Below are 25,282 nucleotides of genomic sequence, written 5' to 3'. Positions count from 1 at the left end.
AAACTATGAGCGAAATTAAACAATTACCAACACGTGATGAAGTTCCAACTCCATTGACTTGGGATTTAACCAAAATTTTTAAAGATGATGCTGCTTTTGATGTTGCGTATAATCAGTTGACAGAGGAGCTAAATCAAGCAGAGTCATTTAAAGGTACCTTAGGGAATGGCGCAGAAGCTTTTCTAGCTGCGTTAGAATACGTTTTAGATGTCTATCGAAAAGTGGAAACATTATATGTCTATTCTCATTTAAAAAATGATCAAGACACTACAAATACAGCTTACCAAGCTTTATATGCCAGAGCTAGTTCTTTATATGCACAAGTTAGTGAAGCTGTTTCTTGGTTTGACCCAGAGGTTTTAACATTAAGTGATGAACAAATCTGGGGATATTTTGAAGAGCAGCCGAAATTAGCTGTTTATCGTCACTATATTCAAAATATTTTAGATGAACGTCCCCATGTTTTATCGATGGAACAAGAAGCTTTACTGGCGGGGGCTAGTGAAATTTTTGGTGCCTCAAGTAATACATTTTCAATTTTAAATAATGCAGACTTAGAATTTCCAACTGTGCAAAATGCTGAAGGCGAAACGATTCAACTTTCTCATGGCGTTTATGGTCAATTAATGGAAAGTGTCGATCCATCTGTTCGTGAAGCAGCATTTAAAGGGTTGTACAAAGTATACAAACAATTTAGAAATACATTAGCCTCAACTTTAGGTGCACATGTTAAAACGCATAATTATAAAGCAAAAATTAGAAATTATGATTCTGCTCGGGCAGCCTCTTTAGCAAGTAATCATATCCCTGAAAGTGTTCACGAAACATTAGTAGCTGTAGTAAATAAACATTTACCTTTGCTACATCGTTATGTAAAATTAAGAAAAAAATTATTAAACGTAGAAGAATTACACATGTACGACTTGTATGCACCTTTGCTAGGTGAAGCACCAATTCGTTACAGCTATGAAGAAGCAAAAGAAAAAGCAATTGAGGCTTTAAAACCACTAGGTGAAGACTATTTATCTATTGTTAAAGAAGCTTTTTCAAGTCGTTGGATTGATGTGATTGAAAATCAAGGAAAACGAAGCGGCGCATATTCTTCAGGAGCTTATGATACAGCCCCATATATTTTAATGAATTGGCATGATAGTTTGGATCAACTATTTACATTAGTCCATGAGATGGGCCATAGTGTTCATAGTTACTATACAAGAAATAATCAGCCGTATGTTTATGGCGACTATTCAATTTTCTTAGCTGAGATTGCTTCAACCACAAATGAAAATATTTTAACAGAATATTTATTACAAACAGAAACAGATCCTAAAGTACGTGCGTATGTCTTAAATCACTATTTAGACGGCTTTAAGGGAACCATTTTCCGTCAAACGCAATTTGCGGAATTTGAACATTTTATTCACACGGAAGATGCTAAAGGCACGCCATTAACGAGTGAATATTTGAGTGAGTATTATGGCGAGCTAAATGCTAAATATTATGGACCAGAAGTAGTTAGAGACGAAGAAATCAGTTACGAATGGGCGAGAATTCCCCATTTTTATTACAATTACTATGTTTATCAATATGCAACTGGCTTCTCAGCCGCTTCGGCATTGTCTAAACATATTTTAGCTGGAGAAGAGGGAGCTTTAGAGAACTATCTTAACTACTTGAAAGCAGGAAGTAGTGACTTCCCAATTGAAGTGATGAAAAAAGCGGGCGTGGATATGACACAAGCCGCGTATATCGAAGATGCAATGAAAGTTTTTGAAGAACGTTTAACGGAATTAGAAGCTTTGGTTGAAAAATTATAAGTCGTAACTTCTTAGTAAACATAAAATATAAACCTGGTTTTATACAGAATAGTAAATATATCTGTGTAAAACCAGGTTTAGTTATATAATTAAATAGATTGTTGCTGTTATATAAAAGAAAGCAAAGATTCTTTGCTTTCTTTTATATCAAGCTTCTATTATCTTTAGAGTAATAAAAGGAGGTTTTTTTTGAACATAGGGAATTCATTAAAAATGAGAAGAAATGAATTAGGATTGACACAATCAGAGGTTGCTGAGAAATTATACGTTACTAGGCAAACAATTTCTAACTGGGAGAATAATAAATCATATCCTAATATTGATTGTTTAATTGAACTAAGTAATCTTTATGAAATGACCTTGGATCGATTATTGAAGGAGGACAATACGATGGTGGAGAAACTTTCGAAAGATATTAGAGAGGGACAGAAGTACAAAAAATTATTTTTAATATTATTAATTATAGTACTATGTATAGGTGGATATTTTACTATTTTACAACTTCGTCTGAATAATTTGTATAGCGGTGTCAAAGAATGGAATCAAAATGGTCAAACTTATAATTTAATAGAAGATAACATTCAATATCATGTGGTTAAAATTGATAGTTATAATCTGTTTACAATTCCAGAAGAATTGGAATTAATGAGTTCGTATATCTCTGAAAATGAAAAGTTTAATATGTATTATAGCGGTGATGATTCGAATATAAAAATTTACTGGACAACAGGAGCATTAAATGGGTTAGAGTTATCTTTTGATAAAGAATTCATCTTTGACACTGTAAATCAAAGAAATAAATTTTCTTATGAGATTCAGGAATTAATAAATAAAAATTTAGATAAGGATAAAAAAGAACTAACCATATTATATAAGCAGACTAAAAATAAATGGGAAGAAATAAATTAGCTTGTGTTAAACCGAATAAAATTTCCTCGATTTTTTGAGTTAGTATCGGCGAGTATTGTCTGATAGCGTTCCAAGAGATTAGTCGATGAACTGAAATAGATATTGGTGGTTGATACAAATTTCGGTGTTAATATTTAAGAGTACATAATATATATACATGGACCCATTCCATAGCTGTCTTTTATAAGAACAAAGCATTAAATGTAGTAGTATTAGACTTTATCTATTATTATAGAACATGGTGAAAATAGTAAAAGAAGGGCCAGACAACTGGCCCTTCTTTTTTATAATAAATGTAAATGTCCATTTGGAAAATGATAATTGGAGCGACGTTTAAATTCAAAGGTTGCGTCACCTTGGTCCAGCAACGGTTCGTTATGTGGATGGACACGACAAAGTTGTTTAATTTCATCCATGTTTTCAAAATTTTCGACTAAAATGCCGAAATCGTTCTCGCAAGTATAGTTGTAAACGACTGCGGTAGGATGTTGTTTAATCCCCATTTCTCGAGCAACTTTTTGGTCGGTTTGGAAAGATTCTTTGACAAAATCTGATTGTCGGTCTTTACGATACATATCAATATCCCCGCCGGCCGCTAGAAGTAGTTCTTCTGATAACTCAGGAGAGTAAGCTAGACCGTCTTCAGCTACTGCTTTTTGTAGGCCAATCAACAATTGTCGGCCTTTTTTTCGGCCTTGTAACTGTGCTGCTTTATAGTCAAGAGCGGCTGAGTATAAATCTTCAAAAATTCGATTCCGTCGTTTAATGTCATTAATCGGAATATGTTGACGACTCAAAAATTCATTGATCGTTTTCATGTTTAATAAAGGGATAAAGCGCAATTGTATTTTCTTCTTGTCGTTAACAGACAATTGTATAATTTCTTTTTCAATTTCTAAACAGACGCCGCCTAAAGGATTGACGAACAAATAAATTTCAACCATTCATACTTCCTCCAATGCCATGCTTTTTCAAATACAGGTGCCAGAACGTCAGTGCTTCGAATACTAAGGGGCAGTGGTCCGCATCATGCGTTGAATCTTGTTAGGTGCAAGCGTAATGGGAATGTTCAAATCAGCCATTAATGTTTGAAACGCTTGCTTGCCGCTTTCAGCTTCAGTAACTTCTAACTCTAATTCAAAATCGTGCTGTTGGTTATACCAACTTTCGTCTAACGCAAGTAGTCCTTGAGGAATTTGTTTTTCTGCACGTGCTGTTTTTAATGAACCAATCAAATGGATCGAGGCGATTTCAATACCTAATTCTTGTAATTTCTTCGCCACAGCCCCCTCAGTAGGGAGGTGATTCCTCTTGATAAAGTGGTTCGCCGTCTCAAGCGATAAAGGGTCATTGATTTCTAATAATCCTTCTGGCGCAGGAACTTTTAAGGTTAACTCACCACGATCTGCTAATACGCGAATTCTTAAGCCCATTCGTTGTGCTTTTAATTGAAAATCGTCCGTATCAAAATAATGATTTGTTTGCGTAAAAAAGTCCGTTTTTTGAATAGCAAAATGGTCGATTAATCGTTTGAAATCTTGTGGACTAACTAATGTTTTAAATTCAATTTCTAAGTGCTCACTCATGGGGTTCTCTCTCTTTCTTAAATCACTCCAATTTTCACATATTATATAGGTTTCCGTCAAGAAAAGTGGTCTTCTCTGTGAAAATTTTTTCTAATGAAAGGCGTTTGGAAATCAAATAGCGAATAACACCCTATTTTAGGGAGGACTGTGGTAAAATAATCAGTGAATGAAATTCAAGGAAATTGAGGGATCTACCATGGAACGAGAGTGGGAGCTGTTTTTAGCGCCATATGAACAGGCGGTCAGCGAATTAAAAGTAAAACTACGAGGTATTCGTAAACAATTTCGGGAGCAAGATAAACACATACCAATTGAATTCGTTACAGGACGTGTGAAACCAGTAGATAGTATTTTGACCAAGACGGCTATTCGGCATATTCCTTTAAATCGGATTGAAGAAGAAATGCAAGACATTGCTGGTTTGCGGATTATGTGCCAATTTGTGGAAGACATTTACCAGGTAGTCGCACTTTTAAGAAATCGTAAAGACTTAAAAATTGTGGAAGAACGGGACTACATTGAAAATAAAAAAGAAAGTGGCTATCGTTCGTACCATGTGGTAGTGGAATATCCTGTGCAATTAGTCACCGGGGAAAAGATTATTTTGGCCGAAATCCAAATTCGGACACTCTCCATGAATTTTTGGGCAACGATTGAACATTCTTTGAATTATAAATATCAAGGTGTCTTTCCTGAAGAAATGAAAGAACGCCTTCAGCGAGCGGCAGAGGCAGCCTATTTATTAGATGAAGAAATGTCATCTATTCGTGAAGAAATTCAAGAAGCACAACATTACTTCTCTCATGGCCGTGGATTGCTAGAAAACGAATACTATAAGCAAATTAAAAACGAAACACCAGAAAATCAGTAAAGGAGTCTGCTTATGAAAGTGGCGATTGTTCATAACTCGGAAGAAAAATCGAAACAAGTCACAAAACAACTGACAACACTATTAGAGCAAAACCAAATTCAAATAGACAATCGTCAACCTGAACTTGTGATTTCAGTCGGCGGAGATGGTACGCTTCTTTCCGCTTTTCATCGATTTAATCATCTTTTAAACGAAGTAAGTTTCTTAGGTGTACATACCGGACACTTGGGTTTCTATACAGATTGGCGTGATTATGAATTAAAAGAACTAGTTGAAAGTTTATGTATTCATCGTGAAAAAAGTACGAGTTATCCATTATTAGATGTGCGGATTCGGTTTAGAGATGGGAAACCAGATAAACATTTTTTAGCATTAAATGAATCGACAATTAAACGAGGAAACCGGACGATGGTGGGCGATGTGTTTATTAAAGACGAACTGTTTGAACGATTTCGTGGTGACGGGTTGTCGATTTCGACCCCAACCGGCTCTACTGCGTATAATAAAAGTATTGGTGGAGCTGTTTTGCATCCTAGCATTAATGCGTTTCAGTTAACCGAAATCGCCTCCTTAAACAATCGTGTCTTTCGAACATTGGGTTCACCGATTGTAATCGCACATACGGAGTGGCTGGAGATTAAATTACAGGAAAGTGATGATTATTTTGTCACGGTGGACCAATTAGATATTTATCAAGAAAATATCGCTTCTGTCTGCTATCGAATTGCAGACGAACGGATTCATTTTGCCTCTTATCGGCACATGCATTTCTGGCATCGAGTGAAAGATGCCTTTATTGGTGAGGATTAATTAAACGATGGAATTTCAATGGACATATGACAAAGAAACAACACAACAAGTGAAATATTTTTTAAAGGAACAAGGCGTTTCAAAAGGGTTATTAGCTAAGGTGAAATTTCAAGGTGGTAAAATCCAAGTGAATGGGACCGTTCAAAATGCCATCTATCCTTTACAAACTGGCGATGTCGTTAAAATGACGATTCCAGATGAAGCGGAACATGAGACATTATTAACAGATGATGAACCGATTGAAATTGTGTTTGAAGATGATCATTTTTTAGTAGTTAATAAGCCCGCTGGCATTGCCTCGATACCTGCTCAGTATCATCCTTCAGGAACGATGGCGAATCGTGTTAAGGGCTATTACAAGCGTCAAAATTACGTGAATCAAGTTATTCATGTCGTGACTCGTTTAGATCGAGATACTTCTGGGCTGATGTTATTTGCGAAACACGGCTTTGCTCATGCTTTAATTGACCAAGAATTACGAGAAAAAAAGGTGACAAAAATTTATTATGCCCTTGTTGGTGGAGCGATTGAGCAGTTAAGCGAGCATCAATTGATTGAAAAGCCAATTGGGCGCGACTTGTCCTCTTTATTAAAACGCCAAGTTATCGAAACAGGTCAATTTGCTAGTACAGAATATTGGCTCGCAAAAAGAGGAGCCCAAGCAGCAGCTGTGCGCATTCAGCTCCATACAGGACGAACACATCAAATTCGGGTACATTTTGAAGCAATTGGCTGTTCATTGTTAGGGGATGAGATGTATCATGGAAAGATGGATCAAGGAATTGAGCGGCAAGCGTTGCATTGCATGGAACTAATTTTTACTCATCCTTTTACCAAAGAAACGGTTCATCTGATTTCCCCACTAGCGGAGGATATGAAAAGTGTAGATGATACGTTATAATAATAAAGAGGCAGGAGGGGAAAGTGTAAGATGAATGAAGGCCAAGAAATGGAAGAGCAATTTGCCCTTCTTTTAGAAACGCTAAAAAATCAACAAATGAACGAATTTCGTGAGCTATTTTTAGCGTTACACATTTATGAACAAGGACAATTTTACCAATCGTTAGATGAAAAAGACCGACAACATTTATACAATTACCTATCTCCGAAAGAACTAGCGGATATGTTTGATGTTATCGAAGAAGATAATGAGAATATGAAAGATTATTTAGCTGAAATGCGTCCAAGTTATGCAGCCGATATGTTAGCTGAGATGTATACCGATAATGCGGTGGATTTACTAAATATGTTAGATAAGAGTCAAAAGGCGAAATATCTTAGTTTGTTAAGTAGTGAAGAAGCAGGCGAAATTAAAGAGTTACTTCATTACGAAGATGAAACTGCTGGGGCGATTATGACCACCGAATTTGTTTCGATTGTGGCGAATCAAACAGTGCGTTCTGCGATGTACGTCTTAAAGAATCAAGCGGACATGGCGGAAACAATCTATTACGTTTACGTAGTCGACCAAGAAAATCATTTAGTCGGCGTTATTTCGTTGCGGGATTTAATTGTTAATGATGATGATACCTTGATTGCTGATATTTTGAATGAACGGGTTATTTCAGTTCATGTTGGCGATGACCAAGAAGATGTCGCGCAAACAATTCGTGACTATGACTTCTTAGCTGTGCCAGTTACAGATTATGATGATCATTTGTTGGGGATTGTAACAGTTGATGATATTATTGATGTTATCGATGATGAGGCCGCTAGCGACTACTCTGGTTTAGCCGGGGTCGACGTTGAAGAAGTTAGTGAGAACCCTTTAAAAGCCGCTTCTAAACGATTACCTTGGTTAATTACACTGCTGTTTTTAGGGATGTCTACGGCCTCGTTAATCAGTAATTATGAGTCTTTAGTTAGCGAAGCGAGTATTTTAGCCGTTTTTATTTCTTTAATTACCGGAACAGCCGGCAATGCCGGGACACAATCATTGGCGGTCGCGGTACGCCGTTTGGCTATGAAAGATGAAAAGGATAGTAATTTTGGTCGCTTAATCTTAAGTGAAGTGCTCACGGGACTAGTGACGGGGGCTGTGACAGGTTTAACCATTATGATTGTGGTTGGAGTGTGGCAACATAATCTTCCGCTTGGATTTGTGATTGGGATGGCAATGCTCTGTGCAATTACTGTGGCGAATTTAGCAGGGAGTTTAATCCCGATGTTAATGGATAAATTAGGGTTTGATCCCGCAGTTGCCAGTGGCCCGTTTATTACTACCTTAAGTGATTTAACCAGTGTATTAATTTATTTCAATATTGCCAGCATGTTTATGCGTTATTTTGTTTAAAAAATTGCACTTATTTATCATGAGACTGAGGTAAAAGGATTCGTTGGTTTGCTTGAAATCAAAAAAGTGAGATAGCCGTTGCTACGACGGCTATCTCACTTTTTTAGATACAAGAAATTAAACAATTTTTGTGCCATGGACTTCTGTGACTTTTAAAGTGTCCATCACAGTTTGAACGTTTTCTGTGGAAATACCGCCACCTGGTAAAATAAGAATCCGTTGATCTGCGTAGGCAATTAATTCTTTTAAATGATCAAAGTTGTCTTCGATAGGGGTACCAGCTGGCCCGCCATGAGTTAAAATACGCGTCACACCACGCTCAGCTAACCAGTCGATCGCCTTAAATTGGTTTTCTTTCGACAAGGCATCAAAAGCCATATGGAAAGTGATTTGCAAGCCTTCAGCTGTTTCAATGAATAAGTCCAAAGCTTCTTCATCTAACCAACCATCCTCAGTTAAACAGCCAATAACAATTCCGTCGGTTCCTAATTTCTTTGCTTCGATTAAATCGGTATGCATAATTTTTAATTCAATATCATTATAGACAAAATTGCCGCCACGAGGACGAATGATTGTCATCACTGGTACTGAATGTTCGCCAGCGTATGCTAAGACTTCTTCAATAACACCAGTACTTGGCGTCGTTCCACCTACGGCTAAGTTATCGCATAATTCGATGCGATTCGCACCTTTTTGAATGGCTTGGGGAATCTTAGTGAAATTTTCGGCACAGAATTCTTTAATCATTTCTTATCGCTCCTTGCTTTTTCTTCACAGGCATTGTACCATAATTCTGCTTACTACCATAGCCCTGAAAAAAAGAGTGCAACTTTTTATAAGAGAAAATGTTCATTTAATGAACGTAAGGAGTTTTAAATGTTAAAGAAAATTGAACGAGCACAACAATTATTGAAAAAAGAAGCAGCCGTATTTCGCTGTCCAACTTGTCATGAACCAATGCATGTAGAAGGGGTTGGTCTGATTTGTCAACAGAGACATCAATTTGATTTATCCAAGAAAGGCACGCTATACTTTCTAAATCATGGCGTTCAGACAGAATATAATAAAAAAATGTTTACTTCTCGAGGAAAAATGATTCAAAGTGGCATGTACGCGCCTGTTTTAAACAAAATTATGCACTATCTTCCTCAAAATAAAACAGTAGTCGATGTTGGTTGTGGTGAAGGGAGTTTTCTTGCTGAGTTAAGTCAAGCAGGCTTATCTGGACTGAAAATCGGGTTTGATTTATCAAAGGAAGGAATCTATTTAGCAAGTAATCAGCCAATTGATGCGTTTTGGTGTGTGGCGGATTTAACGAATTTGCCATTTGCGAATGAAGGGCTTGATACGATTTTGAATATTTTTTCTCCTTCACATTATCAAGAATTTCGGCGAGTATTAAAAGCTGACGGGACTGTGATTAAAATTATTCCTGAAGAGAATTATTTAAAGGAATTACGAGCGGCTTTTTATCCCAATGACGAAAAGAAACAAAGTTATTCCAATCAAAAAGTAGTCCAACGTTTTGCCGAGGAATTAGCTGTGGAAGTAGATGAACGAATAACTTATTGCTTTGACATTCCCGAGGAAAGACGGTTGGATTTATTAGAAATGTCGCCATTAGAGTGGCAAGTTTCTCAAGAAGTTAAAGCCGAGCTACAACAGCGACCATTGGAAAAAATCACGATTGACGTCCGCTTGTTAGTAGGTCGTAAAAGATAGACTTTTTTGTGAAGAAAATCCTAAAAAAGTCTTGCAATAAAGTGACATTGGTGTTATATTACTTACAAGTTGTTTTTTCATTGGTTTTTATCAGGGTCCTGTTCTGATAAAAGTTAGTGAAGAGACCTTCACTAACGTAACGACTCGCCGTGCTAGACACCGAGCCGGTACGTTTTTTTTATTGGTTAGAATAGCTGCCGCCTGACATCATCGCGTCATGCGGTTTTTTTTTTGAAAATAAGTATTGTGGGCGCTATTTATTTTGAATTTATGCTAAAATGAACACGATTGATATTTGAGGAGCTGAAGATAGTTGACGAACCATATTGTTTTATTTGAACCACAAATTCCAGCAAATACTGGAAATATTGCACGGACATGTGCAGCGACGAATACACCGTTGCATTTAATTGAACCTTTAGGATTTTCAACAGATGATAAACACTTAAAACGTGCCGGATTAGATTATTGGAATGATGTAAATATTACGTATCATAAAGATTTGGCTGCCTTTTTAGCCCATGTGGCAGGCAAACACTTGCATTTAGTAACCAAATTTGCTCACCAAACATACAGTGAGGTCAATTATAATGATGGCGAGGACCATTATTTCCTTTTTGGAAAAGAAACAACAGGCTTACCAGAAACGTTTATGCGAGAAAACGAAGAAAAGTGTATCCGAATTCCTATGAATGATGAACATGTGCGCTCATTAAATCTTTCTAACACTGCCGCTCTAATTGTTTATGAAGCCTTACGTCAGCAAAATTTTCCGAACTTAGAACTGACGCATCATTATGAAAATGATAAATTGGATTAAAAAAGTTAAACCAGTAGCGCTTTTTTCAAAAATCTCAGAAGAAAGTGGTTTTATTTTTACCGTTGCCCAATTTCCAAGCCTAGAACAAAAAACAATTTAGATTTTTGTTCTAGGCTTATTTTGCTTGGATTACTAGAAACTTCCATGGATATTTTCGCAGGGAAGTGATAAACTAGAAAGACATATGAAGAGATAAAGAAGTTTGGAGAAGTTACATGAAATTATATTTTACACGACATGGAAAAACTGAATGGAATCAACAGAAACGATTTCAAGGAATGACAGGAGATTCGCCGTTATTACCAACTAGTTATGACGAAATTAAACAATTAGGCCAATATTTACAAGATATTCCGTTTGAAAAAATTTATTCTAGTCCGCTATTACGTGCCAAAAATACTGCGCGGGGAATTCAACAAGAATTGACTCATCCAGTTGAAATTGTTTATACAGATACCTTAAAAGAATTAGGTTTAGGTCGTCTAGAAGGACAATATATTGAAGAAATGCGTAATTTTTATGGAGAAGAATTAGATCATTTACGGCATCGTTTAGATTTGTATGATCCAACAATTTTTGATGGTGAACCAATCGAGCAAGCGATTCAACGGATTTCAGAAACAGTTGCTGAAGCGGCGAAGCAGCACGAAGGTCCAGTTCTATTTGTCGGACACGGAGCAGCCCTGACGGCGGCAATCCAAGCGATGGCTGGTAAACCATTATCAGAATTACGGACAATGGGCGGGCTGTTAAACAATAGCCTTTCAATCCTTGAAACCAAAGAGGCATCAAGGAACATGCCGTACGACTTAACGTTATGGAATGATACGTCTTTTTTAGCTAAAGAAAAAGCACAATAAGCGCACAACAGAAAGGAGGGCTTGTAGTGGTAACACTTTTTGGTGAGGACGAAGAAAAAGCCTTTATTGTTGGGACTGTACAAGCAATCTTTTTTGAAAATCCCAGTAATTTTTATAAAGTTGTTCTTGTAAATGTGACCGATACAAATACAGATTATTTAGAAAAAGAAATTGTAGTAACTGGAAGTTTTGGCCAAGTTCAAGAAGAGGAACCCTATCGTTTCTTTGGTCATTTTGTGGACCATCCTCGTTATGGCAGACAGTTTCAGGTGGATAGTTATCAGCAAGAAAGACCGACTTCGGCTAGTGGGGTGGTTAACTATTTATCAAGTGACAAATTTCCTGGCATTGGTAAACGAACTGCTGAAAAAATTGTTGAAGTATTAGGGGAAAGTGCGATTGACCGAATTATTGATGATCCTAGTGTTTTGGAAGAAGTTACTGTTTTAAATGAAAAAAAACGTCAAGTAATCGTCGAAACAATTCGCTTGAATCACGGGATGGAGCAAGTGATTGTGGGACTAAATCGATACGGCTTTGGTAGTCAGTTAGCTTTTTCAATTTATCAAACCTATCAAGAAGAAACCCTTTCTGTGATTCAAGAAAATCCTTATCAGTTAGTTGAAGATATTGAGGGAGTCGGATTTAAACGAGCGGACAATATTGCTGAACAAATCGGCATTCAGGCGGATTCTGCTGTTCGAATTCGGGCAGCGATTTTACATGAAGTGTTTGAACACTCTATTCGTTCAGGCAATACGTATGTTCAAGCAGATGTTTTATTAGAAGAAGCGATTCGGACCTTGGAAGCAAGTCGCCCAGTGGAAATCTCACCTGATCAAGTAGCCAATGAAATCATTACGTTAGTCGAACATGGAAAAATCCAACAAGAAGAGACTAAACTTTTTGAGAACAGTCTTTATTTTTCTGAATGGGGCATTGGTACTTCGATTCAGCGTTTACTTTCTCGTAAAAAAGAAATTCATTATGAGGAAGAAGAAGTCCAAAAAAATATCCGAATGATTGAGAAACGTTTAAATATTCAGTATGGCGACTCGCAACAAGCAGCTATTGAAGAAGCGATTAAATCGCCATTATTTATTTTAACTGGAGGGCCCGGAACAGGGAAAACAACTGTTATTAATGGGATTGTCTCGTTGTTTGCGGAACTAAATGGTCTTTCATTAGATCTCAAAGACTATACGCAGGAGATGTTTCCAATCTTGCTAGCGGCGCCAACTGGGCGAGCAGCGAAACGTATGAACGAAACGACAGGTTTACCTGCAAGTACCATCCACCGTTTGTTAGGCTTGACAGGTCGTGAAAAAAATCCGAGTTTAACCGCCAAAGAATTAGAAGGTGGTTTGCTAATTGTAGATGAAATGTCCATGGTGGATACTTGGTTAGCCAATACGTTATTAAAAGCTATTCCGACAAACATGCAAGTGATTTTTGTTGGTGATAAGGATCAGCTACCGTCTGTCGGTCCAGGTCAAGTCTTACATGACTTATTGCAAATTAACGAAATTCCCAAATGTGAGCTAAACGAAATTTATCGTCAAGGAGACGGTTCAAGTATTATTCCTCTTGCCCATGAAATTAAAGAAGGAAAGTTGCCTACTGATTTTCAAAAAAATCAAAAGGATCGCTCGTTCTTTGCAAGTGATATTGGTCATATTGAAGAATACATTCGACAAATCGTCACAAAGGCAAAAGCAAAAGGGTTTACGCCACAAGATATTCAAGTTTTAGCGCCAATGTATCGTGGCGCAGCTGGCATTGATGCCTTGAATAAAATGATGCAAGAAATCTTCAATCCAAATGAGGGGAAGAAAAAAGAAGTCAAGTGGAATGACACCGTCTATCGGATCGGGGACAAAGTTTTGCAACTAGTCAATACGCCAGAATTAAATGTGTTCAATGGAGATATGGGAGAAATCGTCGGAATTACTTTAGCCAAAGACTCAGAGGACAAAGTGGACGAGTTGGTTTTACAGTTTGATAATAATGAAGTAACGTATAAAAGAAATGAATGGAATAAAATTACGCTATCGTATTGTTGTTCGATTCATAAAGCGCAAGGTAGTGAATTCCGCATGGTGTTACTGCCAATGGTTCATCAGTATAGCCGAATGCTGCAACGAAATTTGCTGTATACAGCAGTGACACGTAGTAAAGAATTATTAATTCTACTAGGTGAGGTTTCTGCTTTTGAAACATGTGTCAAAAACGAATCGGCTAGTCGCATGACGATGCTAAAAGAACGAATCGTGAACGCAGAACAAATGACCTTAACGACTAGAACTCAGTTAGAAGCCTATGAAGAAGGTTTAACGGCAGACCATCCATTTACTGAAAAGGAAACAAAAGCTGTCTCTTATGAAACTGAACAGCAATCAACGAAAGCCAATCAGATCAAAGAAACAGACGATCAATTAGTTGACACAACGGTACAAGAAGTTTCGCTATTTGCTGATGAAGAGGAAATGTCAACCCCAGAAACAGCAAATAAAGCGACAAAAGTTGTCGAAGAACCATTACCAAAAGAACCACGACTAACAGTCGAAATTATTCAAACAAATGCTGTTGATCCAATGATTGGAATGAAGGATACGACACCTTATCAATTTCTGTGAGAAAAGGAAAGAGTGCCATAAGTCGTTTTGACTTATGGCACTCTTTTTCAACCTTAAGGGACTCAGTTAAAACCAAAACAAACGTTTTTGTGTGGTATAAACCATATCAATACTTCGTTTGCCTAAAATCTCGCCATCTGCGTGAATGGTTTGTGGAATCGTCGAAACAATTCGAATTTTGCTTGATTGAAAATGATGAAAATGCTTAGATTTCCCTTGTTTTTGGCGAAGCAATAGGAAAATAAGCCACAAAATTTTAAAAATATTGATTCGTTCCACGACAACTAAATCCACGACTGCTTTGCGAGGATTGGCCGTCGGCATAATTGATACACCCCCGCCAAAATAAGGATGATTTGTGACCGTACATAGGAAAGCACGATTAAATGTGTATTGTTTACCATTCATTTCAACTAAAATTGGAAAGCCTTTTTGTTTAAAAAAGACATGAATGATTGAAGAAATATAGGAAAGCGAGCCAAGCTTAAATTTATTTAAGGCTTTTTTTGATGACGATTCGTTGGTTTTTTCCACGATTGCCGCATCTAATCCTAAGCCAACATTATTGGTGGCTAAGCCGATTTCTTCTTGGTTGGCTTCTACATAATGAATTGTTTGAATTTCTTTTGGTCGTCTGGTGCGCAGGATTTGATGCAATGCTTTATCAATATTTCTTGATAATCCCACCCCTCGTGCAAAATCATTTCCAGAGCCGCATGGAATATAGCTTAAAGGAATAGCTGAATCATATGGAAGTAATGAATTAATGACATTATGTAGTGTGCCATCGCCGCCTAGCACGACTAGGATTGGAAAAGTTGAAACGTCTAAGTCTTCAGACCAAGGAAGTAAAGTTGTTTCTGCAAGTTCCTTCGTCAATTCTTTTTCATGTCCAGCGTAATCAGTGTAAAGAGCCGTATATTTAAGTTCTTGTTGCTTGAGTTGTTGAATCACTTTTCTAGCGACTTTTCGGCCATTGCCGCTACTTGCCTGCTCGTTGATAATAAGATAGTAGTGAATGTTCATTGAGCTCCTCCTTTGAATCGCTATTGTCCATTATACCAGAGGGAGGAACTTCTGCGAATAAAGATTGCTTAAAAAAGTAAAAAATGACTAGAAAAAGGCACGAAACAATGCATGAGAGGTGAAAACTGCAAATAAGTGCAAAGTAAAACAGGGCTTTCATTGACTATTTTGACGTTCCATATTAGAATGTGAACTGTTGCAATTGTAACCAAGGTTCATCAACCATCCCTTGTAAAAAAACTCGGAGAAAGAAGGAAAAAGTATGCAAAATTCGTTTCAAGCCAATCGAAAGCTAAGAACAGTCTTAGCCAATGGTATCATTATGGGCTTATATATTGTCCTCTCTTTATTGGTTCGGCCAGTTTCTTCTGGTATGATTCAATTTAGAATTTCAGAAAGTTTGAATCACCTAGTCGTTTTCAATCGCAAATTGATGTGGGGTGTTTTAGGCGGCGTTATCTTTTTTAACTTATTTTTTGGTTTTGGTGTAATGGATGCTCTGTTTGGTGGAGCGCAAACATTATTTGCGTTGAGTTTAACAGCTTTTTTACAAAAAAAGGTACCAAGTATTCCTGTTAGAATGTGTCTAAATAGTCTATTTTTCACTGTAAGTATGTTTTTTATTGCCTTTATGCTAGTACCAAGTGGCGGTCAAGCATTTTGGACAACTTATGGTTGGTTAGCATTAAGTGAAGCGATTATTATGACGATTTCAGCACCAATCATGTACTTTATCAACAAGTCATTAAAATTTGAAACACGTATTTAATTGAAAAGATGTGGATAGAAATGATTCATCCTTTGAATGGCAGTGAAGAAAAGTGTCGTTGCTATTAGTGAACTAAGTGGTAGAATGAACTGTTTCTACCTCGTCTTTTTTACATAAAGAATAAGATCTACATTTTTTCTAAAAATTTTCATGTAAAACTTTACTAGTCTGTTGGAATACACTATGATAGTGTAAGATAAACGGACTATTGGAAAGTCACAGCAGAGGAGTTTGAACATGTACACATTTAAAATCGGTATTCCGGCAGAAGTACACGATACATTTGTTAAAAATCACCCATTATGTAATTTACTACAGTCATCTTCATGGGCAAAAGTCAAGGATAACTGGGGTTCTGAAATTGTTGGGGTTTATGAAAAGGATACATTAGTTGCATCAAGTTTAGTTTTAATCAAACCATTACCAGCCGGTTTTACGATGTTATATACACCAAGAGGTCCAGTAATGGACTATACAAATGAACGTTTGGTCAGCTACTTTATGGCTGAATTGAAAAAATTTGGCAAGAAAAAACGAGCTTTATTTATAAAAATGGATCCAGCGGTTCACTATCAAGATTTTCATTTGGGAGAAGAACATCAACCGCATGCTGAAGCGACAGCTATTATTGAGACCTTGAAAGAAGCAGGGGCCAAATATCAAGGACTGACAATGGATATGGGGGCCACCATCCAGCCCCGCTTCCAAGCGAATATTTATCGTGAAGATTTTAGTGAGGAACAATTGTCAAAAAGCACCAAGAAAATGATTAAAACAGCTGAAAAAAAAGGGGTCGTTGTGCAGCAAGGGCATGTTGACTTTGTTGATGAATTTGAAAAAGTCATTCAATCAACCATGGAACGCCAACATATTTCTTTGCGGAATAGTGATTACTTTAAGAAGCTGTTGAACATTTACCCAGAAGACTCCTTTATTATGCTGGCGCAAGTCAATTTAAAGGAACGCTTAGATAGCACGCGACAACGCTATGACAAAAATCAAAAAGACTTGAGTAATTTGAAAGAAAATCAAGTGAAAAAGCGCCATAATTTAGAAGAATTAGATGCTTCCTTGACTCGGGAACTAAAAGAATTAGAAGAAAATATCGCAGAAGCTGGTGAAATCGTCACGGTTGCTGGCGCCTTGGCTGTGACATTTGGTCCAACAAGTGAAATCCTTTATGCTGGCTTAGATGATCGTTATAAACGCTACATGCCAACTTATGTGACTTGGCGAGATGCCATTCAAGAATGTTTTGACCGTGGCTGCGAAAGCTGTAATATGGGCGGTTTAGAAGGTAGTTTAAATGATGGCTTAATTAAGTTTAAAGCGAACTTCAACCCAACGATTAATGAATTTATTGGGGAATTCGATTTACCAGTTAATAAATTATTATTTAAAGCCAGTGAATATGCCTATAAATTACGAAAACAAAAAAAATAAATAAAAAACACAGGGACTAAAAAGCAAACTTGATTTTTAGTCCCTGTGTTTTTTTCTATAGTTTTTGCGTTGCATTCCGTTTCATTAAGCGAAGCAAAACGCTAGCAATTGCTGAAGCAGCTACACCAGCAACAAGAGCTTCTGGCACACCAGAACTGAAAATCGTCGCAATAATAGCTAGGTAAACAGCAGTTCCAGCTTTACCAATAATTTCAGCATAAGCTGAATTAAAAAGAAAATAAATCATGTTCATGACTAAAATGGTATTCGTTGCTGAGCCTAAAACACCAGCCACAAATAAGGAGACAGGTTGCGCTTTTTCCTTCGTTAATTTATTTAGCCATTTGTAAGCGAAATAAGGAACGACCCCAATTAAAATCCGCGGAATGAGCACAATTAAAAGAGCCTTCCAACTACCATGATCGGTACCAATCACAGGAATAAATGGAGAAAAAACAAACGACAAAGGTGTTGGTGCTGTCGTATTTTTAATTAAGCTAATGATCCCAAACGTGCCGCCCAACATACTACCGATTTTTGGCCCTAAAACAATGGAACCAATAATTACAGGAATATGCATCGTGGTCGAATTTAAAGGACCTAATGTGATAAATCCTAGCGGGGTTAAAGCCAGTAAAAGTAAGATAGCTAAGAACATTGCTGTTAACGTAAATTTTTTCGTGTTATTCATAAATTACTCCTTGTTATCAGATGCTAAAATTTTCATCACTGTTTGAAGAATATCTTCAACAGTGGCAAGTGCGCCACGACCATAATCGCCACAAGCTAATAGAGCTTCACGTGGGATTATTTCTTGATAGCCGACTTCTTTTAAAATGCCAATATTTCGTTGGACAATGGGGTTTTGGTACATATACGTATTCATCGCGGGCGCAATAATTTTTGGTGTTTCAGGATAAAGTGCCAAAGCAACTGTTGATAATAAGTCGTCGGCAATCCCATGGGCTAATTTCCCAATTGTATTGGCCGAAGCAGGTGCTACTAAAAATAAATCCGCTTTTTTAGCTAACTCAATGTGATTAATTTTACTGGGATCAATTTCCATCATGACATCCGTATGCACTGGATTCTTAGAAAGTGATTGTAACGTCAGCGGAGTGATGAACGCTGTGCTGCTTTTAGTCATTAAAATTTCCACATTGTAGCCAAGCTTAGCTAGTTGACTTGTAATATCTGCTGCTTTATATGCAGAAATGCTGCCAGAGACGCCTAATAAAATAGTTTTCATTGTTGTTCTCTCCATTTCTTTTCAACATTTTTAACGATCATTGAACCAATCCCTTGTTTTGAACAAGCTTCTTGGACAATGCCCGTTTCGTTAATTAATAATCCTTCGTGTTCTGTTTCATGAACGTTCATCAAGTCATTGGCTAAGACAAAGTCACACCGATTTTTAACCAAAGCGGCTTGTGCAACCTGGACAAGTTCTTCTTGTGAAACGTCGACAAGTAATTTAAAGCCCACTAAAACAGTTTGGGGTTGCTTGTCACGAATCATTTGGATGACTTTAGGATTTTTCTTTAGAAAAATTAATAATCGGTCCGTATCAGATGAAATTTTTGTTGCTGTTTGAGGAATATCAGCAATCTGATTCAATGTGTTTTGAACGATAGTTACCAAGGCTTCTTTGGTCTTTGGCAATGTTTGTTCGCTTAATTGTTGAGCAAAAGAATCAATAAATTGTTCTTCCGTTTGCGCGGTTTCCGTCGTAAAATCACTGACTGCCATTGCGTGAACAATCGCATCAAATTGCTTTTCAGCAAAGAGTTGTTCTAACGTAGTGGCTAATTCAACCGTTGTTTCTATTTCTTTAATTGATAAGTCCAATTGTTGGGTTGGACGTAATGCATGTTTGGTTGTTACGTAGGTTACGGTGTGTCCAGCAGCTAAAAAACTTTCAGCAATTGCTTTTCCTAGTCCGCCAGAAGAATGATTGGTAATCGAACGAACATTATCAATCGGTTCTGACGTTCCGCCAGCAGTAACTAAAACATCCATAATCAAAACGCCTCCTTAAGAAATTCGGACAATGGTCCGTCCAATATGTTGGCCTGCTTGTAATGCTTCAAAAACAGGGGGAAGTTCTTCTAAAGTAATCTCTTGATACACAGCTTTTTCAGTGATGTCTAAATCAGTGGCAAGACGTTGCCAGACTATTTTTCGTTTGTCCATACCAACATTAACCGAATCAATGCCCAATAAATGAACGCCCCGTAAAATAAAGGGTAAAACGGTTGTCTCTATTGTAATTCCAGCAGCGCGGCCACAAATGGCTGAACGGCCATCATAACGAAGTTGTGGTAAAACAGCAGAAGTAATTTCCCCACCAGTGGTATCAATTGCAAAAGCAAAACGCTGTTTCATTAATGCTTTAACAGGAGTTGCTAAGAAATCTTCTACTAATAAGCATTCACTAACACCTAACTCTTTTAAAAGCTCAAAAGAATCTGGCTTTCTAGTTAATGCAGTGATTGAAGTGTAGCCTAATTGATGCAACATCGCAATAGACAATGTCGCAACACCGCCTGTCGCACCAGTTACAATGATGGGGGCTTCTTTGTCGTCGCGTAAGCCATCGTCTTCTAAAGCTGTGACAGATAATCCGGCCGTAAAGCCAGCAGTTCCGAAAATCATTGCTTCTTTGAGACTCATTTTTTCAGGAAGTGGAACTACCCAATCGCCAGGAACACGCACATATTCAGAATAACCACCAGTATGACTAACCCCTAATTGATAGCCTGTTACGATCACTTTATCGCCTTCTTTGAAACGAGGATCTTCCGATGTGACAACAGTGCCACTGACATCAATTCCTGGAATCATTGGATAATTGCGAATCACACCGCCGTCTTTTTTTGAAGCTAAAGAGTCTTTAAAGTTAACTGAGGAGTAGGCTGCTTTGATTACTACAGTGCCTTCTGATAAATCGTCTAAAGTAATGGTTTCTAGTTGACCAATAACAGATGTATCTTGTTCTCTTAACGTAAATGCTTGAAATGAATTCATATAAAAACTCTCCTTCCAATTATGTAAAAAAGCAACTCGTCTTATTTTATCATATTCTGATTTTTTCGTATCATTTTTCTTCTTATAAACAGTAAGTTATACAGAAAAAAAAGATTGTGTGACAATTAGACTAGAAAAATAAAGAAAAATGGTTGAAATTTTTCAAAAAGTTCGTATACTAAAAAAGGTAAAACTAAACTGTAAGTTTAGTATTACAAAACTTTTGTTGAAAAGATTAGCTGAAAATAGAAACGAGGTGTGCCATGGAAATTGGTGAGAAGTTGAGAAATTTACGCATTCAGAAAAATTTAACACAAGAAGAATTAGGCGAAAGAACGGATTTATCCAAAGGCTATATTTCCCAATTGGAGCGGGATTTAAGCTCACCATCAATGGAAACATTTTTCTCAATTTTAGAAGTACTAGGCGTGACGCCAGAGCAGTTTTTTAGTCAGCAACCGCTTGAACAGAAAATTGTCTACAATGAAGAAGAAAGTACCCTCTATTATGATGAAGAACATGGCTATGAACTAAAATGGTTAATTCCAGCCTCAAATGAAAAAGAAATGGAACCTGTCATTATTACTTTTGATAAAAATGGCGAATATAAAACGTTTGAACCTTCTCTATCGGAAACATTTATTTATGTGATTGATGGCTCCATTCGTTTGACATTAGGGGAAGCCACGTATATTGCTAAAAAAGGTCAAACCATGTATTACCAAGCAACAGAACCTCACCAAATTAGCAACAATGGTCGAGGAAAAAGTCGTGCGTTAATTGTGGCGACAGAATCGTATTTATAAAGGACGAAATGGAGGAGTTTATCCAGTGAGAAACCATGTGATTTCATTTGAAAATGTTGTCAAACAATTTGACGATGAACCAGTATTAAAAAATGTCAGCTTTGAAATTGAAGAAGGAAAATTTTATACGTTATTAGGACCTTCAGGATGTGGCAAAACAACGATTTTGCGTATTATTGCGGGATTCAATGACGTGACTTCTGGCGATGTTTATTTTGATGGTAAAAGAATAAATGATGTACCCGCCAATAAACGCCAAGTCAATACCGTGTTTCAGGATTATGCTTTGTTTCCTCACATGAATGTTTTTGATAATGTTGCGTTTGGTTTAAAAATCAAAAAACTATCCAAAGCAGAAATTGAAAAAAAAGTGAAAGAGGCATTACGTTTGGTTCAATTACCCGGCTACGAAACACGTGAAATTAGTGAAATGTCTGGGGGCCAGCGTCAGCGGGTCGCAATTGCACGAGCGATTGTCAATGAGCCAAAAGTATTGCTTTTAGATGAGCCGTTATCCGCTTTAGATTTGAAATTACGCACAGCAATGCAATATGAACTACGTGATTTACAACAACGTTTAGGGATTACTTTTATTTTTGTGACCCATGATCAAGAAGAAGCATTAGCGATGAGCGATGAAATTTTTGTCATGAATAAAGGTCATATCGTGCAAAGTGGCACACCAGTCGATATTTATGATGAACCGATTAATCACTTTGTTGCTGACTTTGTGGGGGAAAGTAATATTGTGGATGGCGTGATGCTGGAAGATAATTTAGTTTCATTTGTGGGCAAAAAGTTTGAATGTGTCGATGGCGGCATGCGGAAAAATGAACCTGTAGAAGTCGTTTTACGTCCAGAAGACTTAACGATTACCACGCTTGAAAAAGGCAAGCTAACCGTAACGGTGGACACGCAGTTATTCCGCGGCGTTCATTATGAAATTATTTGTTTTGATGAACAAGGAAACGAATGGATGGTGCATTCCACTCGAAAAGCCAAAGAAGGTGCTCAAGTAGGTCTCTCTTTTGAGCCAGAAGATATTCACGTGATGCGCTTCAATGAATCAGAAGAAGACTTTGATGCCCGTTTAGAAAGTTACGACGAGTAAACGAAAGGGGAAAATAAAATGAAAACAATGCGTCGAATTTATTCGATTCCCTATGTAATGTGGTTACTTTTATTCGTCATTGCGCCAGTGCTAATGATTATTTATCAATCATTTTTCGATATGAATGGCCAGTTTACTTTGGCGAATTACCAAACGTATTTTACATCAGGAACGTATTTAAGTATGACCATTAATTCGGTTTGGTATGCTTTTCTGATTACCATTTTTACGTTATTGGTAAGTTATCCTACGGCTTATTTTTTGACAAAGCTCAAGCATAAACAGTTGTGGTTAATGCTTGTTATTTTACCAACGTGGGTGAATTTATTATTAAAAGCTTATGCCTTTATTGGGATTTTCAGTATTCATGGGAGTATCAATCAGTTTATGAGTTTTATGGGTTTGGGTTCGCACCAGATTCTGTTTACAGATTTCAGTTTTTTATTTGTCGCAACGTATATTGAAATTCCATTTATGATTATGCCGATTTTTAATGCCTTAGAAGAGATGAATCCTTCATTGATTAGTGCTAGTCGGGACTTAGGAGCTAGCAGTGCGGAAACGTTCCGTCGTGTCATTTTTCCTCTCTCCCTAAACGGTGTGAAAAGTGGCGTTCAAGCTGTCTTTATTCCTTCGCTCTCGCTCTTTATGTTAACGCGTTTAATTGGCGGCAATCGGGTGATTACGTTGGGAACGGCGATTGAGGAACACTTCTTAGTAACGCAAAACTGGGGCATGGGTTCAACAATAGGTGTGATTTTAATTGTTGCCATGTTTATTGTGATGTTGCTGACGGGTGAGAAGAAGAAAGGGCGTGGCAAATAATGCAAAAGAAAAAGTTTAAATGGTCTTATGTGTATTTATTCGTTGTCTTTGCGCTACTGTACGCACCAATCTTTTATTTGATTTTTTATTCGTTTAACGACACGCAAACGATGAATCAGTTTACTGGTTTTACGTTAGATAATTATCGGAACGTTTTCGAAGACACACGCTTGTTAACCATTGTTCTGAATACGTTTTTGCTAGCTTTCTTATCGGCTTTAATAGCAACCATCATTGGAACATTTGGCGCGATGGGGATTTATTATACAAAACGTCGTAAAAACCGGAACACGTTGCTTAGCTTTAATAACATTTTACTCGTTTCACCAGATGTTATTATTGGAGCCAGTTTCTTAATTTTCTTCACGGCAGTAGGGTTTATCAGTTTAGGTTTTACAAGTGTATTATTGTCGCATATTGCCTTTAGTATTCCGATTGTTGTTTTAATGGTTTTACCAAAACTACAAGAGATGAACGATTCTATGGTAGATGCGGCACGGGATTTAGGGGCCAATAATGTTCAAGTGATTAAAAATATTATTTTGCCTTTTTTAGCGCCAGGAATTATTGCTGGCTACTTTATGGCCTTTACTTATTCGTTGGACGATTTTGCCGTAACATTCTTTGTGACAGGCAATGGTTTTTCAACATTATCTGTTGAAATTTATTCACGAGCACGTCAGGGAATTAGTTTAGAAATCAATGCCTTAAGTGCGTTAGTATTCCTATTCTCAATGATTCTAGTTGTCGGTTATTACTTTATCAGTAAAGACAATACGCCAAAACGTTTAAAGAAAATGCGTCGGGAACAAAGTGAGGTGGCCAAGTTAAAATGAAAAAATTACAGTCACTTTTTATTGGAATTATCGCTATTATTGTCATCTTGTTTTTTGGCGTGCGCCAATTGGAGAAAGCAAGTGGCATGGCAGGAGCAGATACCTTGACCATTTACAATTGGGGGGACTATATAGATCCAGCCTTGATTAAGAAATTTGAAAAAGAAACAGGCTATAAAGTCAATTACGAAACCTTTGATTCTAATGAAGCTATGTATACAAAAATTCAGCAAGGTGGCACAGCCTATGATATTGCCATTCCTTCTGAATATATGATTCAAAAAATGATGAAAGCAAAGATGCTTTTACCACTTGATCACAGCAAATTAAAAGGCTTAGAAAACATTGATGCACGCTTTTTAGATCAATCCTTCGATCCCCAAAATAAGTTTTCCGTTCCATACTTCTGGGGCACGTTGGGGATTATTTATAATGATAAATTTATTGACGGCCGTCAGATCCAACATTGGGATGATTTATGGCGCCCGGAATTAAAAAATAATGTCATGCTGATTGATGGCGCTCGCGAAGTGTTAGGATTATCTTTGAACAGTTTAGGCTATTCGTTAAACAGTAAAAACGACCAACAATTACGTCAGGCTACCGATAAGTTAAACCGATTAACGAACAATGTCAAAGCAATTGTTGCCGATGAAATCAAAATGTACATGGCTAATGAAGAAAGTGCAGTTGCTGTAACTTTCTCTGGTGAAGCTGCTGAAATGCTAGAAAACAATGAACATCTACATTATGTGATTCCCAGTGAAGGCTCTAATCTCTGGTTTGATAACATTGTGATGCCTAAGACAGCCAAAAATAAAGAGGGTGCCTATGCATTTATGAACTTTATGTTACGACCAGAAAATGCGGCACAAAACGCAGAATATATTGGTTATTCCACACCAAATAAAGAAGCTAAAAAACTATTACCAAAAGAAGTTGCTGAAGATAAACAATTTTATCCAGATGATGAAACCATCAAACATTTAGAAGTTTACCAAGATTTAGGTCAAGAATACTTAGGAATTTATAACGATCTGTTCTTGGAGTTTAAGATGTATCGGAAATAAAAAAAGTACCTTCGTAACTTTCGAGCCGCCCCTAAAAGTTAGATT

Annotated in this window: 25 protein-coding genes; 17 read left to right on the top strand and 8 right to left on the bottom strand. The window is 37.1% G+C overall.

Annotated features, from left to right (window positions below):
- Positions 1-5: 5 nt before the first annotated feature.
- Both pepF and IGJ90_RS10890 read left to right on the top strand, forming a co-directional pair.
- Positions 6-1,817 (top strand): oligoendopeptidase F, encoded by a 1,812-nt coding sequence (gene pepF / locus IGJ90_RS10895; RefSeq protein WP_002356480.1) that lies wholly within the window; start codon positions 6-8, stop codon positions 1,815-1,817.
- Between the two features lie 189 nt (positions 1,818-2,006).
- A complete protein-coding gene (locus tag IGJ90_RS10890) occupies positions 2,007-2,726 on the top strand; it encodes a helix-turn-helix transcriptional regulator (RefSeq protein WP_002367179.1) in 720 nt (239 codons plus the stop codon).
- A gap of 284 nt (positions 2,727-3,010) precedes the next feature.
- Here the strand turns inward: IGJ90_RS10890 and IGJ90_RS10885 are convergent, their stop codons facing one another.
- Positions 3,011-3,670 carry a ClpXP adapter SpxH family protein gene (locus tag IGJ90_RS10885; RefSeq protein WP_002356482.1) on the bottom strand — a complete coding sequence of 220 codons (660 nt, stop codon included), beginning with the start codon at positions 3,668-3,670 and terminating at the stop codon, positions 3,011-3,013.
- Between the two features lie 63 nt (positions 3,671-3,733).
- Positions 3,734-4,312, bottom strand: a complete 579-nt coding sequence (locus IGJ90_RS10880) for a CYTH domain-containing protein (RefSeq protein ID WP_002356483.1) — start codon at positions 4,310-4,312, stop codon at positions 3,734-3,736.
- Positions 4,313-4,508: 196 nt separating this feature from the next.
- Between IGJ90_RS10880 and IGJ90_RS10875 the strand changes: the two genes are divergently transcribed.
- The 4 genes from IGJ90_RS10875 to mgtE are packed head-to-tail and all read left to right on the top strand — an operon-like array spanning position 4,509 to position 8,286.
- Positions 4,509-5,183, top strand: coding sequence for a GTP pyrophosphokinase (locus IGJ90_RS10875; RefSeq protein WP_002356484.1), 675 nt, complete (start codon positions 4,509-4,511; stop codon positions 5,181-5,183).
- 12 nt (positions 5,184-5,195) lie between these two features.
- On the top strand, positions 5,196-5,993 hold the full coding sequence (locus IGJ90_RS10870) for an NAD kinase (protein ID WP_002356486.1): 798 nt from the start codon (positions 5,196-5,198) through the stop codon (positions 5,991-5,993).
- A gap of 7 nt (positions 5,994-6,000) precedes the next feature.
- Positions 6,001-6,894: an RluA family pseudouridine synthase gene (locus IGJ90_RS10865; RefSeq protein ID WP_002356487.1), complete on the top strand. Its 894-nt coding sequence runs from the start codon at positions 6,001-6,003 to the stop codon at positions 6,892-6,894.
- A 30-nt stretch (positions 6,895-6,924) separates the two neighbouring features.
- On the top strand, positions 6,925-8,286 hold the full coding sequence (gene mgtE / locus IGJ90_RS10860) for a magnesium transporter (RefSeq protein ID WP_002362548.1): 1,362 nt from the start codon (positions 6,925-6,927) through the stop codon (positions 8,284-8,286).
- A gap of 117 nt (positions 8,287-8,403) precedes the next feature.
- On the opposite strand, the gene cutC is transcribed toward mgtE, so the two are convergent.
- Positions 8,404-9,033: a copper homeostasis protein CutC gene (gene cutC, locus IGJ90_RS10855; RefSeq protein ID WP_002359565.1), complete on the bottom strand. Its 630-nt coding sequence runs from the start codon at positions 9,031-9,033 to the stop codon at positions 8,404-8,406.
- 129 nt (positions 9,034-9,162) lie between these two features.
- On the opposite strand from cutC, the gene IGJ90_RS10850 reads away from it, so the two are divergent.
- The 4 genes from IGJ90_RS10850 (at position 9,163) to recD2 (ending at position 14,324) form a co-directional block, all read left to right on the top strand.
- A complete protein-coding gene (locus IGJ90_RS10850) occupies positions 9,163-10,008 on the top strand; it encodes a methyltransferase domain-containing protein (protein WP_002362280.1) in 846 nt (281 codons plus the stop codon).
- A gap of 313 nt (positions 10,009-10,321) precedes the next feature.
- Positions 10,322-10,828 (top strand): tRNA (uridine(34)/cytosine(34)/5-carboxymethylaminomethyluridine(34)-2'-O)-methyltransferase TrmL, encoded by a 507-nt coding sequence (trmL, locus tag IGJ90_RS10845; protein ID WP_002356493.1) that lies wholly within the window; start codon positions 10,322-10,324, stop codon positions 10,826-10,828.
- Between the two features lie 215 nt (positions 10,829-11,043).
- Entirely contained in the window at positions 11,044-11,688 is a 645-nt protein-coding gene (locus IGJ90_RS10840) for a histidine phosphatase family protein (protein ID WP_002362550.1), read from the top strand.
- Between the two features lie 26 nt (positions 11,689-11,714).
- Positions 11,715-14,324, top strand: a complete 2,610-nt coding sequence (gene recD2, locus IGJ90_RS10835) for an SF1B family DNA helicase RecD2 (RefSeq protein WP_002367178.1) — start codon at positions 11,715-11,717, stop codon at positions 14,322-14,324.
- A gap of 66 nt (positions 14,325-14,390) precedes the next feature.
- Here the strand turns inward: recD2 and IGJ90_RS10830 are convergent, their stop codons facing one another.
- Positions 14,391-15,350 carry a diacylglycerol/lipid kinase family protein gene (locus IGJ90_RS10830; protein WP_002356498.1) on the bottom strand — a complete coding sequence of 320 codons (960 nt, stop codon included), beginning with the start codon at positions 15,348-15,350 and terminating at the stop codon, positions 14,391-14,393.
- 262 nt (positions 15,351-15,612) lie between these two features.
- Between IGJ90_RS10830 and IGJ90_RS10825 the strand changes: the two genes are divergently transcribed.
- Together IGJ90_RS10825 and IGJ90_RS10820 are read left to right on the top strand one after the other, a co-directional pair.
- Positions 15,613-16,119, top strand: a complete 507-nt coding sequence (locus tag IGJ90_RS10825) for a QueT transporter family protein (protein WP_002356499.1) — start codon at positions 15,613-15,615, stop codon at positions 16,117-16,119.
- 237 nt (positions 16,120-16,356) lie between these two features.
- Positions 16,357-17,562 (top strand): aminoacyltransferase, encoded by a 1,206-nt coding sequence (locus tag IGJ90_RS10820; protein WP_025186671.1) that lies wholly within the window; start codon positions 16,357-16,359, stop codon positions 17,560-17,562.
- 55 nt (positions 17,563-17,617) lie between these two features.
- Here IGJ90_RS10820 and IGJ90_RS10815 read toward each other — a convergent pair whose 3' ends face one another.
- From IGJ90_RS10815 to IGJ90_RS10800, 4 genes are read right to left on the bottom strand one after another with little or no spacing between them, the layout of a single operon-like run.
- Positions 17,618-18,253, bottom strand: coding sequence for an ECF transporter S component (locus IGJ90_RS10815; protein ID WP_002356501.1), 636 nt, complete (start codon positions 18,251-18,253; stop codon positions 17,618-17,620).
- Between the two features lie 3 nt (positions 18,254-18,256).
- The gene (coaC, locus tag IGJ90_RS10810) at positions 18,257-18,811 is read right to left on the bottom strand and encodes a phosphopantothenoylcysteine decarboxylase (protein WP_002359573.1); all 555 of its coding nucleotides are present in this window, start codon (positions 18,809-18,811) and stop codon (positions 18,257-18,259) included.
- A complete protein-coding gene (gene coaB / locus IGJ90_RS10805) occupies positions 18,808-19,581 on the bottom strand; it encodes a phosphopantothenate--cysteine ligase (RefSeq protein ID WP_002359575.1) in 774 nt (257 codons plus the stop codon). The genes coaC and coaB overlap by 4 nt, the downstream gene beginning before the upstream one ends.
- A gap of 15 nt (positions 19,582-19,596) precedes the next feature.
- The gene (locus IGJ90_RS10800) at positions 19,597-20,589 is read right to left on the bottom strand and encodes a YhdH/YhfP family quinone oxidoreductase (RefSeq protein WP_002367176.1); all 993 of its coding nucleotides are present in this window, start codon (positions 20,587-20,589) and stop codon (positions 19,597-19,599) included.
- A gap of 263 nt (positions 20,590-20,852) precedes the next feature.
- On the opposite strand from IGJ90_RS10800, the gene IGJ90_RS10795 reads away from it, so the two are divergent.
- The 5 genes from IGJ90_RS10795 to IGJ90_RS10775 are packed head-to-tail and all read left to right on the top strand — an operon-like array spanning position 20,853 to position 25,237.
- Positions 20,853-21,395, top strand: a complete 543-nt coding sequence (locus IGJ90_RS10795; RefSeq protein ID WP_002356507.1) for a helix-turn-helix domain-containing protein — start codon at positions 20,853-20,855, stop codon at positions 21,393-21,395.
- Between the two features lie 25 nt (positions 21,396-21,420).
- On the top strand, positions 21,421-22,506 hold the full coding sequence (locus IGJ90_RS10790; protein WP_002356508.1) for an ABC transporter ATP-binding protein: 1,086 nt from the start codon (positions 21,421-21,423) through the stop codon (positions 22,504-22,506).
- An 18-nt stretch (positions 22,507-22,524) separates the two neighbouring features.
- Entirely contained in the window at positions 22,525-23,331 is an 807-nt protein-coding gene (locus IGJ90_RS10785; protein ID WP_002367175.1) for an ABC transporter permease, read from the top strand.
- Positions 23,331-24,167 (top strand): ABC transporter permease, encoded by an 837-nt coding sequence (locus tag IGJ90_RS10780; RefSeq protein WP_002356512.1) that lies wholly within the window; start codon positions 23,331-23,333, stop codon positions 24,165-24,167. The genes IGJ90_RS10785 and IGJ90_RS10780 overlap by 1 nt, the downstream gene beginning before the upstream one ends.
- A complete protein-coding gene (locus IGJ90_RS10775) occupies positions 24,164-25,237 on the top strand; it encodes an ABC transporter substrate-binding protein (protein ID WP_002367174.1) in 1,074 nt (357 codons plus the stop codon). Before IGJ90_RS10780 ends, IGJ90_RS10775 begins: the two co-directional genes overlap by 4 nt.
- The last annotated feature ends 45 nt before the right edge of the window (positions 25,238-25,282 follow it).

The sequence above is a fragment of the Enterococcus sp. AZ129 genome (genome assembly GCF_051714505.1).
Taxonomy (GTDB): domain Bacteria; phylum Bacillota; class Bacilli; order Lactobacillales; family Enterococcaceae; genus Enterococcus; species Enterococcus faecalis.
Note: the sequence above shows the minus strand (reverse complement) of the source record. Positions and strands in the feature narration are given on the sequence as shown.